9 protein-coding genes are annotated in these 14,615 nt (G+C 46.8%); 7 read left to right on the top strand and 2 right to left on the bottom strand.

Going from position 1 to position 14,615, the window contains the following annotated elements:
* Nucleotides 1-360 precede the first annotated feature (360 nt).
* Both ABW391_RS25435 and ABW391_RS25430 read left to right on the top strand, forming a co-directional pair.
* Nucleotides 361-1,020 (top strand): hypothetical protein, encoded by a 660-nt coding sequence (locus tag ABW391_RS25435; protein ID WP_353484719.1) that lies wholly within the window; start codon nucleotides 361-363, stop codon nucleotides 1,018-1,020.
* A gap of 83 nt (nucleotides 1,021-1,103) precedes the next feature.
* Nucleotides 1,104-2,669 (top strand): AAA-like domain-containing protein, encoded by a 1,566-nt coding sequence (locus ABW391_RS25430; RefSeq protein WP_353484718.1) that lies wholly within the window; start codon nucleotides 1,104-1,106, stop codon nucleotides 2,667-2,669.
* 83 nt (nucleotides 2,670-2,752) lie between these two features.
* Here ABW391_RS25430 and ABW391_RS25425 read toward each other — a convergent pair whose 3' ends face one another.
* Nucleotides 2,753-5,455: a bifunctional YncE family protein/alkaline phosphatase family protein gene (locus tag ABW391_RS25425; RefSeq protein ID WP_353484717.1), complete on the bottom strand. Its 2,703-nt coding sequence runs from the start codon at nucleotides 5,453-5,455 to the stop codon at nucleotides 2,753-2,755.
* Nucleotides 5,456-5,643: 188 nt separating this feature from the next.
* Between ABW391_RS25425 and ABW391_RS25420 the strand changes: the two genes are divergently transcribed.
* The 4 genes from ABW391_RS25420 (at nucleotide 5,644) to ABW391_RS25405 (ending at nucleotide 11,284) form a co-directional block, all read left to right on the top strand.
* Entirely contained in the window at nucleotides 5,644-6,321 is a 678-nt protein-coding gene (locus tag ABW391_RS25420; RefSeq protein WP_353484716.1) for a hypothetical protein, read from the top strand.
* A gap of 104 nt (nucleotides 6,322-6,425) precedes the next feature.
* Entirely contained in the window at nucleotides 6,426-7,460 is a 1,035-nt protein-coding gene (locus ABW391_RS25415) for a glycosyltransferase family 9 protein (protein ID WP_353484715.1), read from the top strand.
* Between the two features lie 124 nt (nucleotides 7,461-7,584).
* Nucleotides 7,585-8,670 (top strand): PorP/SprF family type IX secretion system membrane protein, encoded by a 1,086-nt coding sequence (locus ABW391_RS25410; protein WP_353484714.1) that lies wholly within the window; start codon nucleotides 7,585-7,587, stop codon nucleotides 8,668-8,670.
* Nucleotides 8,671-8,731: 61 nt separating this feature from the next.
* Nucleotides 8,732-11,284 carry a DUF1573 domain-containing protein gene (locus ABW391_RS25405; RefSeq protein WP_353484713.1) on the top strand — a complete coding sequence of 851 codons (2,553 nt, stop codon included), beginning with the start codon at nucleotides 8,732-8,734 and terminating at the stop codon, nucleotides 11,282-11,284.
* A 56-nt stretch (nucleotides 11,285-11,340) separates the two neighbouring features.
* Here ABW391_RS25405 and ABW391_RS25400 read toward each other — a convergent pair whose 3' ends face one another.
* The gene (locus ABW391_RS25400; RefSeq protein ID WP_353484712.1) at nucleotides 11,341-12,651 is read right to left on the bottom strand and encodes a TAXI family TRAP transporter solute-binding subunit; all 1,311 of its coding nucleotides are present in this window, start codon (nucleotides 12,649-12,651) and stop codon (nucleotides 11,341-11,343) included.
* 68 nt (nucleotides 12,652-12,719) lie between these two features.
* Between ABW391_RS25400 and ABW391_RS25395 the strand changes: the two genes are divergently transcribed.
* Nucleotides 12,720-14,606: an outer membrane protein assembly factor BamB family protein gene (locus ABW391_RS25395; protein ID WP_353484711.1), complete on the top strand. Its 1,887-nt coding sequence runs from the start codon at nucleotides 12,720-12,722 to the stop codon at nucleotides 14,604-14,606.
* Nucleotides 14,607-14,615 lie beyond the last annotated feature (9 nt).

Genomic DNA, 14,615 nt, shown 5'->3' with positions numbered 1-14,615 from the left:
CGACTTCCTATTCAAAACCCAAAATCGGGAAGTTAATTTTTCTGCGTTACTTAAAGTTTTCATAAAATGAGTATAGACCCACGGTTTGCGGATTACTCAATTGAACTACAATCTTTTTTTCTTCTGTTTTTAGTTTTTGCATTTTATAACAGTCGGGTTTCTTTAGTAGTCAGGGGTAATCAACTCCTGGCTTTTTTTGTGCTTTTCATGAACCCAAATTCGTTTTTTTTGCTTGCCCCCATTTGCATACAAACATGCAGTAATTAGCGATTTTTTGGTCGAAAATTGTGAAAGTTTACAATTTGCTAACACTCTATTCAAAAATATGCCGTAACTTCGTTTAGTATTTAAACTTACTGCATGAGCAGCATCCATTTTCAACACTCAAGTCTACTTAAAAATCAAATTCACGAGGCCTTAAAAAAGCGGCTCGTGGAACGGGATTACTTTTTTATGCCCCAGCTCAATCAATTTCGGCGGGTTACTCCCACGGGTTTTCAGTGCATCATGCTGAATTGGATACCTGGGGATGCTTCGCATACGCTGGAGGTTTACTTGGGCGTAAGACACGATGCTGTAGAGGATTTGGCATTGCCCTTTACCAACGACTTACCCGAACTGCAAAGCAACAACTTCACCTTGTTTACTCCCTTGAGCAAGTTGTTTGGCGAACCCATGCAACGCTTTTCTATTTGTTGCGAAGCGGATATCCTTCCCGCCATTCAAGAAATTCAAAAAGGAATTTTTTCTCGAGGCATCAGTTTCCTCGAACGCTATACCCGCCTCGAAAATGTAGACAACCTCTACAACTCCGACCCAGACTCTCCTGTTACCTATTTTCACAATCAACTGCACCGCTGCATGCGGGCCATTGCCATCGCCAGATTGAGCCTGCGTCCTGATTTTGAAAACCTCGCTGCATCCTACCGTGATCAACTCAAAAAAATGGGCGTCACCGAAATCGTCCTGGATCGCTATGATCGATTGTGGCGGTTTTTGAGGACGTATTCGTTGAATTAGGAGGGGTGCTATCCACGTGTAAACGAAAGCATTGCGCCTAATGATTGTTACCTCGTCCCAAAACATTCCTTATCTTTGCCCCTATGAAGAAGCGTTTCAATATTACGGGCGTTTGCTTTCCCGAGCAGCATTACATGGCCGACACTACTGCCATGTATGCCCGCATTTTGGAAATGATCGAACAAGGCGACTATTTCACCATCAATCGCCCTCGACAGTATGGTAAAACCACGGCTTTGTTTCAATTGGAAGCTGCTTTGAATCAAAAGGCAGAATACCTGGTGATTCGCATGAGTTTTGAAAGCCTTGGAGAAGCTGCATTTAAGGACGAGAATAGCTTTTGCCAGGTCTTTTTGGATGAACTGCGTTTTAAAGCGGGTTTGAGTACCAATACGCATTTGACTGAAGCATTGGGTCAAGCCCAGCCCTTCGACCTGACCTTTAGAACGCTGTCGCATTATCTTACCCGGGTGATTCAATCGCTGAATAAAAAACTGGTGTTGATGATCGATGAAGTAGATAAAAGCAGCAACAATCAGCTTTTTTTGCATTTTCTTGGCATGCTTCGCGATAAATATTTGGAGCGGAGTCAGCAAGCAACCTTTCATTCGATCATCCTTACAGGCGTTCATGACGTCAAAAGTCTCAAGCTCAAACTTCGCCCAGATGAAGAGCGCAAATACAATTCTCCTTGGAACATCGCTGCCGATTTTGAGGTCGAGATGAGTTTTTCTCCGGTGGAGATTCGCCCCATGCTCGAAACCTATGCAACGGATAACCAGGTACAGGTAGACGCAGCAGCAGTTGCTGAAAGGCTTTTTTATTACACCTCTGGATATCCATTTTTGGTCAGCAAACTCTGCAAGATTGTCGCTGAAAAATTGTTGCCCGCCAAACCTGAAAAGAGTTGGGCAACTGAAGAGGTAGACCAAGCCGCCAACATGTTGGTACGGGAATCCAATGTCAATTTTGATGAATTGATCAAAAACATTCGGAACAATCCCGATTTATATCAACTCATCGAACGCATGCTCATTGAAGGGATCGATTTTTCATTTGATCCTTATGCTGATGCCATCAATCTGGGTTTGATTTATGGCATTTTTTCCAAAGACAACTTCCGATTGGCTATACATAACCGCATTTACCGCGAGGTCATCTACAATTACCTGAGTGCCAATGCCGAACATTACTCTCCAGTTGCTGGTCGCGACAGTGCAGATTCTTTCTTGCTTCCTGGCCACCGCTTCAACGTGCCCAAAGCCCTCCTGAAATTTCAGGAATTGATGAAAGCGGAGTACAGCAAAAAAGAACGCGATTTTCTGGAACGCCAAGGACGCCTGGTCTTTTTGGCTTTCCTCAAACCTATCCTCAATGGCCACGGCCATGCCTTCAAAGAGCCCCAAATCTCGGAAGAAAAGCGCTTAGATATCCTCATCACTTACTATCAACACCAGTATGTGATCGAACTGAAACTTTGGCGCGGTCAACAAGCCCACGAGAATGGACTAAACCAATTGACCGATTACCTGGATCGCCTCGGACTTCAAGAGGGCGCTCTGCTCATCTTTGACCACCAGGAACAAAAGCAATGGAAAGCAGAAGAACTCAGTTGGAATGGAAAGCAGATTTTTGCTGTCTGGGCCTGATCTTCCATCTTTTTTTCAATAAGATTGGAGCATCCCTCTCAGGATGCCCCAATCTCTTAGTATTACGCAAAAAGTTAATTGCTCTACTTCTCTTCCTTCTTGTAAAATTTCTTCCGCTGATCTTTCGGATCATCCATAGGCGTGCGGATTTTTTCTGACCACTGGTAGGTCTTTTCGTAAATCTCCATGGCCTTTTTGGCATCAAAAACCCTTTGGTCTGGAACTACAAATTGGTAAGGACTTAAATCTGGCTCGGACGTGAAAAAATCTTGCAACAAGGTGGCCGTTACATCGTATTGGTTGACATAAGGGATGTTCAGGATGTTGTAGATCGTTTTGAGGAGTGAACCAAAGTTGGCGTGGGTTTGGGATACATGATTGCGTTTTACGTATGGCCCAGCCATCATCAACACCGAGCGGTGTGCATCAACGTGGTCTACCCCGCCTTGTGGGTCATCCTCGGTGACGATCACCAGCATGTTTTTCCAATACGGCGTTTTTGACAAAAATTGCAGAATGCGGCCCAGCGCCAGGTCATTATCGGCCATGTAGGAATGCTCGTATGGGAATCCTGCCTCCGGACGTACACCAGCGCCGTGGTCGTTGGGCAATTGCATCGCCACCAAAACTGGCATTTCAGCTTTGCCGGACAACCAGCGGTCGGTAAACTCGCGTTCAAACTGATCGACGCGAACCTGATCGGGCAAATCCATGTCGAAACCAGCGTAAAAACGGGAAGTTTTGTCATACACTGCTTTTTGCAGCGGAAAAATCACGGGTTGTTTGGATCCGAACGTCAGGTGATCCCATTCTTCCCATACACCAGCGTATTCGTTGCCTTCACCAAAGTTGAAGAAAGGCACTTTTTTGCGCTCAAGCGCTTCCCACAAGCCCCCAATTTCGTTGTAATCTTCAGGGTCAATGGCACCTGTCGCCTTTGGAAAACGGCGACCCGGGGCAGTTGAAAACGTCTTGAAAGCACCATCTGCACTGGAGTTGGCTTCTACCCATTCGTTGGGCACCACGCCCATCATCCAGTGGTGGCCGTGAATGGAGGCATCCGAATCGCAATAAAAATTGTCAGATACTGCCCATTGTTGGGCAATTTTGTGGTGATTGGGCATGATGTTCGCGCCACGAATGGTGTCTTTTCGGGTACTTACCGTAACGTTTGCGCCATATCGCGCCAGGCTGGGATCGCCATTTACCTTGGGAAGTTGGCCAAACACTTCGTCAAAAGTGCGGTTTTCCTTGGTGATGTACACGATGTGCTTGATGGGGCTTTGGCGCAGGCCAGGAAGGGCGGGCAGTGGGTTTTGCGCATCGTCGATCACCTTTACTTCCTGAAAGGTGTTGGCCAGCGTCTGAGCCGTGTATAGCTTTAACTGTGCCTTGTCCGGAAATGCAACCGCTTGGAAGGTAGACTGCTGAATGTCTCCAATGTAGGTACCCCTGGCAGGTTTCACAAAACCCTTGCCCCCATTTTGGCCAGCACCCAAACCGCGAATGGAAGTGATGTAAATGTTTTTTTCGTCAGGAGAAAGCAGCACCCGCGATGGCCCCCAACCCGTAGGAATCAAGCCCAGGGTCTTTTTACTCTTCACATCGATTACGGCTACAGCATTGAAACCGAGGAGCGCCACGTAGAGTTGCGTCTCTGCTTTGTTCAGGGTAAGCCCAAAGGGCATCAACCCGCGATGATTGTCCAATCGCTTGTCTACTTTGATGGGAAATTCTGCCACAACCTTCAGTTGCTGAAGGTCAATTACGCTGATCAAATCGTTGGTAGCATTGCTGACATAAGCAAATTGCTTGCCCATCGCAATGGAGTTTGGACTTGCACCACCCACCACTTCTGCATCTTCCAAAAAGTGACCGATCTGGCGACCCGTTTTAAAGATACTGGAAACCCGGTTTTGCTGCAAATCGATGGCAAATACGCTCATCGCCTCAGGAGCGAGAGGGCTACCCAAACCTGGAATGATGCGGCCATCTTCCAGGGTATCCCCTACTACAGATGCTAAGGTATAAGTACCGTATGGCGGAAAATCCAGCATCATGGTATCGCGGTTGTTGGGTGTCACGCCGGGTACTGCGGGGTAAGCATACAAGCCTACATTGGCAACCAGCGCGGTTTTTCCATCCTGACTGATGGCCAAACCAAAGGGTTGGCGGCCAACTGGAATGGAGGCGGTTACTTTTTGGCTGGCCAAATCGATGCGTACCAGGCGGAAATTGCCGCGATCCAGTACCAATAGTTCGGATTTATTGGGGTGCAAAGCCAGATCAGAAGTAAAGCTGTCTTCATATTTCACGCCATTCAGCTCGCCATTCAAGTCGATGCTGGCAATTTTTTTGCGTTGCGCGAGGTCAAACACCACCACTTTGCCTTTGTCCCCTTGGCTGAGGTACGCCAATTTGCCATCGGCAGCAAAAGCCACACCGAGGAAGGAAGCGCCTTCCAATGCTCCGGTAATTTTTCCGTCGTAAGAAGGAATGCGCAGCGCTTGCTGTGGCTGGGTAGGATCGATGAGGGTAATCACCCCGTCGTGCAGGGTCAGGATGTTTTTGCCATCCGGCGAAACCGCCATGCCAAAAGGATCATGGGTAATTCGAACCACTTGCCCAGCCGGAGTAACCCTTCGGCCCGAAGGCAGAATGGCTCGGTTGAGTTGGGTATCGATGTGGCAATATTCTTTTACCCCCGGAGTTTGGAATGTACGTATGGATTGACCATTGGCATACAGGGCAAGACAAAGAAATAAACCTAGCAGGAAGTTGCGCATGACTTTTTGATTTTCATGCAAATTTCCTTAAATCACAGTAAACTGGGGGTTAAGTTTTGGTGAAGAAATATGCATGCGTTTTTCTGCGTTCGTCAAGCGTTAAGTTTCCTGATAAATTGCCCAAAATTTTTCAATTTTGTAGCCTGATTCATTTACCAAACCAGCGACAAACGGACAATTGGCATCCCATGCAACTCAAAAAAATTCAAGAAGTACTCGAGCAATTCAAAACACACCTGCTTTCTGAGCAAAAAGAGCAGCACCTCTATGTATATGAGTCGCAAAAGATTTTTCAGGAAAATTGGAACCTGGAAGCTTCCGATCTGGCTGAAATGTACAACCGCAGCCTCAACAATACCCAAACCCGTCGCCTCTGGAACCGCGAAAACTATGAGCCTAAGCGCATGATGCTGGAGTTTTGGCGCATGCAACCCGATTTTGTGAAGCAGATGTTTCAGGATCTTTACAATGAAAGCAAAAGCATTGATGGCCGGGTCGGGCGGATTGTTTTTTATTGTGATGAGCTCCTCACCGAGTACCTCGAAAAACATCCCCGCAGCCGGGAAGGCAAGCATTTTCACCAGGATGGCTACCAAATCGTTTCCTTGTATCTGGCCTTTCGATACCCGGATCAGTACACGCTATACAGTTTGGATCGGTTTAAACGTTTGTTAACAGCTCTGGGTGTACCTGAGCTTCCGGCGACCCACGATTTCGAAAGATTTTGCAAAGTAACCCGCACAATGTGGAATTTTATGCAAAAAGATGAGGAATTGATGGCAGCACACCGCGAACGCCTGGAAGAAAATAAACATTATCAGGGTGTGAGTTTATTGCCAGTTTACGAATTGATGCAGATCATTTAATCTGCTTTAAGTCTTTAAGTCCAAGTAGTTCAGTAGTTTCGCCCCGAATTAGGTTACAATAGCAGGGGAGCCTAATATGCCCATTGCTTTAAAATAAAATCGCTGTGCCATTAAAAATACTGATCATTAGATTTTCTTCGATTGGAGACATTGTCCTAACAACTCCTGTGGTGCGCTGTTTGAAACAACAATTGAATGCTGAAATACATTTTTTAACCAAAAAAGGCTTCAGAGGGATACTGGATCCCAACCCATACATAGATAAAGTCTACACCATTCAATCCAAAGTTGGAGAAATCAAGACTGAATTAAGAAAAGAGAAATACGATTGGGTCATCGATTTGCACCACAATCTACGCAGTTTGCAAGTCAAATGGATCCTGGGTCGCCCCAGTCGATCCTTCAACAAGCTTAACCTGGCCAAATGGTTGATGGTCAATCTCAAGTGGAACCTGCTCCCCAAGATCCACATTGTACACCGTTACTTGGACACTACCAAAAAGTTGGGCATCCAATACGACGGAAAAGGACTGGATTACTTCATCCCGGAGGGACAGCAAGTCCAGTTGCGCGACATTGATTGTGCTTCAAAATATACACCCGACCAACGCAAAGCGCTGCAACAAGGCCAGTATGTTGCTTTGGTCATCGGCGCAGCCCATGCCACCAAACGCATGCCCCTTGCCAAATTGGTTGAAATTTGTCAAGGGATTCAACAGCCCATTTTGCTGCTTGGTGGCCCTGACGACCGGGCTACCGGTGATCAGATCGTACAGCTAGCGGGTACACATGTAATCAACACTTGTGGACAATACAGCCTGCATCAATCCGCTTCATTGGTAAAGCAAGCCGCGCAAGTGATCACGCACGATACTGGTTTGATGCACATTGCAGCAGCACTGCGCAAACCAGTCATCTCCATTTGGGGCAGTACCATCCCAGAATTTGGCATGACGCCTTTTTATCCCGAAGGAATGGATGAGAATAAAACCTTTGAAGTAGCCAATTTATCCTGCCGCCCTTGTTCCAAGATTGGATACGATGTTTGTCCCAAAGGACATTTTCAATGTATGAACAACATTGATGTGGCTAAAATTTGTGCACTTATTGAACTGCCCGTAGTTGAAAAGATTAACTGATGGAAGACAGAAAATAAAAAAAAACGGTAAAACCACTCAATACAATCCATAATTACGGCGAATCTGCGTTTATTTGTTTGTGCGGTCGTTTATTACCGCTAACTTACCGTTTAAATACCAGCGTATGAGAATTTTCTACCGGCTGAGCTTCCTTTTTTTGCTTTGCACTGCGGCCCGACTTGGTGCCCAAGACATCCATTTTTCCCAGTACAACATGTCACCCCTGACCTTAAACCCTGCCCAAACGGGTGCTTTTTTTGGTACAGCTCGGATCGGTGGTATTTTTCGCGACCAGTGGCTGTTCTTACCTAGAGACTACTCCACCCGTTCTTTTTTCGTTGATGCCCCGGTTATCAAGGGTTTCCGCAAAAAGCGCAATGACTGGGTCGGTGCCGGTTTTTTGTTTTACGGTGACCGTGCGGGTACTTCTCGTTTGGGTTCAGCGGTACAAGGAGCAATTAGTGGTTCTTACCATTTTGCACTGGACAAAAAAGGGACGCAACACCTTACCCTGGGATTGTCAATGGGAGGCAGCAAGTATACCGTTCGGGCAGACAGTTTGCGCTTCGAGGAAGACATCCTGAACAATTCCGGGCAATTGACTAGTTCCGACCGTCAGCGGTTTGGCCAAGGCAGTACCAACCCCAAAGATCCATATTACCAATCTCCGGTTACTTCTCGGTCTTATTCGGTGGGTTTGATGTACCGTTCCAAAAACAAGAATGGAGAACTCGTGGAGTTTGGCGTTTCTGCCACCCACATCAATGGGCCTGAATACGGCTTCAGCTTGGGCAACCGCGATACTACTGATACTGGTAAAAAAGCCAATAAAGTAAAACGCCCGGCAAGATTGGTCGCGCATGGTTTGGTTACGAGAAACCTGACTGAAAAAATCAGTATTTCGCCTTCCATCCTGATTCAATCAACCGCAAGTTTTGTTGAAATCGTACCCCAAGTCATGGGCGGATACAAATGGGACAAAGACACAAAATTCAATGCTGGCCTGGGTTATCGGGTAGGCGATGCAGCCATCATTTTGGCGGGTGTCGACTACAAAGACTTCCGCTTCGGTGCGTCCTGGGACATGCGCTTGGGGCAATTGTCAAGTGATCGGGGCATCAAAGGAGGATTTGAGTTGGCGGCCAACTACATCATCAAAATTTACAAACAACCCAATGTATCACCTGCTCTTTTGTGTCCAAGACTTTAGGCCATACTTGCAAACAAACTGTAGATACACCATACTTAGAAGCCAAATATCCCGCGTTGATATGAAAAGTTATTTTTCAATTTTGTTTTTGCTTCTTTTTGCTTGTGTTGCACTTCGTGCACAGCCCTTGCGCAAATCATCTCGTGAGGCCAATATGGAGGCTGCTGAGGCTGCAATGAAGGAAAAGAATTACTATCAGGCAGTTACGCTGCTTGAAAAGGCCTTCGAGGAAGTTGAAGATGAGTCTTTACTCCCTATGCTGGCAGAGATGAACTACCAATTGCGCGATTACACCAAGGCTGCCCGCTATTACAGCCGCTTGTTGCGCAAAGCCAAGCAGAACACTTACATCGATTTGCGGTTCAAGTATGGTCGTGTCCTCAAAATGAACGGCAATTGTGAAGAGGCAGTAGATGAGTTTCAAAAATTCATTGGTGCGACCAAAGATGAAAAGCTCAAAGAACTGGCCCAATACGAAGTGACGGGTTGTGAAATGGCCATGTCCAAAACCAAGGCCAAGATAACGCCCAAAGCACTGGATAAAAATGTAAGCACTGGCTTTTCGGAATATTCGCCTTCGCTTTACCGCGATGGCAGCCTTTATTTGGTCAGCTTTGATACCGACGAAGTGGTCATTGCTTCAGATACTGCTGACGAAAAAAGTGCTAAAATCTACAAAACCACCAAAGGCGAAAAGACTTGGAACAAGCCAGAAGCGCTGGATCAAAAGATCAACCGCGAAGGCGTCCAAACCACCTTTGTCTCTTTTTCTGCTGATGGCAGCCGCATGTATTTCACCCGCGCGGTAATGAAGGGCAACGAAGTTGGAGAAAGCAAAATCTTTTACAGCCAGGGTGGTGGCGATGGCTGGGGTGCAGCACAGGAATGCACTGGAGTGAATGGCGAATATTTGTCCCTCCACCCCGTAGTTGGTGAATTGTTTGGCAAAGAAGTACTCTTTTTTTCTTCCAATATGGAGGGAGGCCAGGGTGGACTGGATCTGTTTTACGCTACGTACAAAGGCGAAGGCGTATACGGTGACCCCGTCAACCTGGGACCAAAAATCAATACACCGGGCGATGAAATCACGCCATTCTACTTTGATGGAACGCTGTATTTCAGCTCCAATGGTCATCCTGGCTACGGCGGAGAGGACATCTTTTTCACGGCCTGGAATGGCCAGATGTGGAGCGAACCCCGCAACCTGGGCAATGGCTACAACTCCTCCACCGATGACCAATATTTTTCGCTGGATCGCGAAGGGTACAAAGGTTTCTTTACCTCCAACCGCCCCGGCACCAATAAATCGGTAAGATCAAAGACCTGTTGCGACGACATTTATGAGTTTGAAGTACCCCGCATCAAGGTGGACTTGGTGGTGGGTGTTTTTGATGCGGGCAAAAAGCCGCTCAAAGGCGCTTCTACCGATTTGAGTCAGGTGGTTACTGCGCAGCAAATCACGCCTGTAGAATTCAAAACCAATACAAGTGGCAATCGTTTTGATTTCCCGCTTACCCTCGACAAAGCTTACAAAATTCGGGTCACAGCTCAAGGGTATTATCCCGACAGCGCGCAACTTTCAACCCTGGGCATCAAGGAAACCAAAGTGTTGGAAAAACGCTTTTTCTTGCGCCCACTCCCTGAAACCAAGGTAAAAGAAGAACCCGAATACGATACCATTACCACTGAGCAGCCCATCTTGCTAGACAACATTGTGTATGGTTACGACGATGACAAGATCACACCTGAATCTGAACCAGACCTTACCTTGGTGTTTGACCTGATGAAGAAATACCCTGAAATGGTCATCGAGCTCAGTTCTCATACCGATTACCGGGGCAAAGACACTTACAACCAGGATCTTTCTCAACGTCGGGCAGAATCGGCGCGCAAGTGGTTGATTCAAAAAGGCATTGGTTCGACCCGCATTCAGGCCAAGGGCTATGGGGAATCACTGCCCAAAGTTGTGAATGAAAAAATGGCGGCGCAGAACCTGATCATGAAAGTGAAAGACACCCTCAATCAGGAGTTCATCGACAACCTGGCTACGAAGGAGGAGCAAGAAATTGCGCACCAACTGAACCGTCGTACCGAGTTCAAGATCGTGAAAGGACCAACCAAGATCGTGATGAAACGGGCGGAATTGCGCAAAAAACCTGCAACTACCACCAAGCCTGCCCCCAATCGCAATCGCCTGATACACGATACTTTGCCTGTAACGCCCAAACCAGCCCAGGACACGATCCACCGTTTTTCAACTTTGTACTATTCCAAGGACCTGAAAGGCGTGCCGATCATGCAGTTCAACCGCCGGGAATTGGATTTGGGAAAGGTAAAAAAGGGCGAAAAACGCGAGTTCACTTTCGAATTCACCAACAGAGGAGATGCCGACCTGAAAATTGCCATCATCTCTGCCTGCGATTGTACCACTACGGATTATTCTACCGATCCCGTAAAACCTGGAGAATCCGGTAAAATCAAAGTGATTTTCGATAGTACTGATAAAACGGAAAGCGAAACCATCGATGTGGACATCATCCTGGAGAATACCATGCCAGGCAAGGAAAGCCCGATCATTGAGCGCTTGCAGTATAAGTTTGAGTTGATTGTGTAAAACAAACCAAAAGAGAGGAAGCAGAACCTTGCTTTCTCTCTTTTGGGTCTTCCAGGTTATTTGCCCGCTATCGTCCTTGCTCGATCTTTCAGTGCTTGATAGCCCATTTCCCAGGTAAACGAAAAGAGGTGAAAGCCCTCCAGGTTCAAAACGTCATTGTCCAAATCTTCCATTACCCGGTTGAGTACCCCCAACATCTCCTCTCGTTTGATATCCAGATTTTTTCGATCCTCCACTTCTTTTAAACTATTGACGATCGCCATTACTTCCATCGCGTATCGATCTGCCGTATTCTTTTGTCGATCTACGCGGTTGGCGTACCATCCAAAAAAACCAGACAGGAAAGGCAACATAATGGAGATCAGGACACCAAACAATTCAATGTTTTCTGAAAAAAAGTTGGGCTTTTCCCGTTCGTAAAAGGCTTGAGCTCCTGGATGCAAAGGAATAAAAGTACCCTGTCGGCCATCGGGTTGAGCAATCGATCCGGTAAGGTGTTGGTACTCGTGTCCTAAAGCCTTGATCAGGTCGTTGCGGCGCTCAAAGAGCAATTGGGTGATCAAGCGCACTGCTTCTTTGTCGGTTTTGTCCCTTGCCACCAACAAGCGCGGCACCGCAATTGTAGAAACGGCATTCATCGGGATATACGGATTGCCTCCATAAGCACCTCTGGGAATAATTCCTGCAGTCAAAGATGGTCGATCAATGCGAAAGGCATCGATGTCATTAATGGGGATCAGCTCAAAATTTCCTGAGCGCAACAAATCCTGAATGAAATGATTGCCCAGGGCGCGTACAGCAAAAGTGGCATCCAGCGAATCCGAAACCATGCGCTGGCTAATTTCAGCACTGGACAAATGATAAGCCTGAATGTCTTTTTCCTGAATCCCGTAATAATGCGCCAAAGCCCAAAAGGAAGAGTATTGCCCACTCCCCTTCTCAGGCAGGGCTACTTTTTTACCTTTGAGGTCTTGCATGTGTTTGATGCCACTGCCTTTGCGCACCACCAACTGGAAAAGATCGGCGTACAGAATTGCGACGATCCCGCCATTGTCGGGAAAATGCTCCACATCGGCTTGTAAGAGGGCAAAATCCGCTTTTGCGTTGACGATCGAGTCAGAATTGGCTTCTGAACCAGGTGTTTCAATTACCTCCAGGTTGCGCACTTTGTAAGCATAATGGTCAGCCACCACTTTTTTGATGGCGCTGGCAAATTGGTATCCTTCACCATTTTGCCTGCCCGCACAAATGCTGAGGTTAACTTTGCGGTACAATTGGAAGTAAAATGAAACCGCAAACCAGGTCAATAACACCAGCATGACAACACTGCTGATGACCAAAATGCGTTTTAGGAAGTGTGGGTTCATGGCGTAGTATTTCAGTATGAAGGGTAATCCACGATGTTTTTTTGAAATTTAGCTTAAAAATAACACCAATGAAACGATTTCTACTCCTGTCGGTATTTTTTACCCTGGTATTTTCCACAATCGCCGAAGCCCAACCATTTAAATTTGCACACATCAGTGATACGCACATCGGAGCCAGTACTACCGCCTCCGAGGATCTGGAGCGCACCGTAAAAGACATCAATGCCCAGGAAGACATCGCGTTTGTGATCCACTCTGGTGATGTTACTGAATTTGGCTCCGATGCAGAATTGCAGGAAGCCAAAAATATTTTGAGTAAGCTCAACAAGCCCTGGTACATCGTACCGGGCAATCACGATACCAAATGGTCGGAGAGTGGCTGCAATAGTTTTCGTACTATTTTTGGTGCAGATCGTTTTTTGTTCGACCACGCCGGGGTAAGGTTCATAGGTTGCAGCAGTGGCCCCAACATGCGCATGGCTCCCGGACTTGTCCCCAGAGAAGATTTGGTATGGTTAGATTCCATCATTACCGCAACGCCAGCCAATCAAGCCATCATTTTTGTCAACCACTACCCGCTCGATGCGGGTTTGGCCAATTGGGATCAGGTGATTGAGATTTTGAAAAAAAAGAACACCCAGGTTGCCCTGTGTGGACACGGCCACCGCAACAAACACCTTGATGCAGAAGGCATTCCCAATGTAATGGGCCGTTCCAATTTGCGGGCAAAAGATCCAGTTGGTGGTTACAACCTAGTACGAATGGTTTTTGATACCCTGTATTATGCCGAGCGCCGACCACTCAAAACCGTGGCCAATGATGGCATTCAGGTAATGGAACCCCAAGGAGAAACCTTGCCAGATTGGAACAAAGTTTACCTTTACAAGCACCCTTACGCTGCCCAAAACAAGGAAATGGCTGAACATCCTTCGTATGCAGTCAATGCCCAATTTCCCGGAGTAAAAACCATCTGGAAGTTTCAGGACAAAAGTGATGTAGGCGCAGGAATTGTAGCCAATGCAACCCAGGCTTTTTACGCCAACAGTGCTGGCCAATTGGTCGCCATTGATTTGAAAACTGGACAAAAACAATGGAGCTACACCACCCAAGGGAAAATATTTGCTACTCCTGCCTTGTCCAAAGAGCAAGTAGTAGTAGCGTCCACCGATGGTTCAATTTATTGTCTGCTCCTGAAAACCGGGAAATTGCTGTGGAAAGTAAAAACGGGAAAATCCATTGTGGCCTCTCCCCTGATTGAAGGCGAAGTAATCTACCTGGGTTCATCAGAAGGGAAATTCCGGGCGCTTAATTTGAAAGATGGCAAAACCCTTTGGTCATTCAATGGTGTGGTTGGTTTTGTAGAAAGCACCCCTTGTACCGACGCAGAACAGGTCTATTTTGGAGATTGGGGAACCTTCTTTTACGCACTTGACAAAAAAACCGGCAGGTTCATCTGGCGTTGGAGCAATGGGCAAAGTTCCCGCTTGTATTCTCCCGCAGCTTGTTTCCCGGTGGTAACCGAAGGAAAAGTTTTTATTGCAGCTCCTGATCGTTACGTTACTGCGCTGGATGCCCTTACTGGAAAAGAAATTTGGCGCAGCAATTATGCCAAAGGCCGCGAATCTTTGGGTATTTCTGAAGATGGAGGGGTCATTTACATCAAAGCCATGCAGGATTCTTTAGTGGCATTCAATACTAATTTGCAAAAATCGTGGAGCTTAAACCTTGGATTTGGTTACGAAATCGGCCCAACGCCTACCGTAGAACGGGATGGCCTGATTTACCTTGCTATGGACAAAGGCCTGATTTATGCCGTTGATGAAAAAAAGCACCAACTGGTCTGGGCGCACAAATTGTCCAATGCCCTAGTCAATACTGTCTTTCCAATTGGCAATGGTCAAGTGCTGACCACAACTATGGATGGTTGGGTAGCCAGGTTGGAGTACAAAGAATAAAGCTTCGAT

Origin of the sequence: Haliscomenobacter sp. (genome assembly GCF_040403615.1) — a bacterium.
Classification (GTDB): domain Bacteria; phylum Bacteroidota; class Bacteroidia; order Chitinophagales; family Saprospiraceae; genus Haliscomenobacter.
This window is presented reverse-complemented; position numbering and strand designations above follow the sequence as displayed.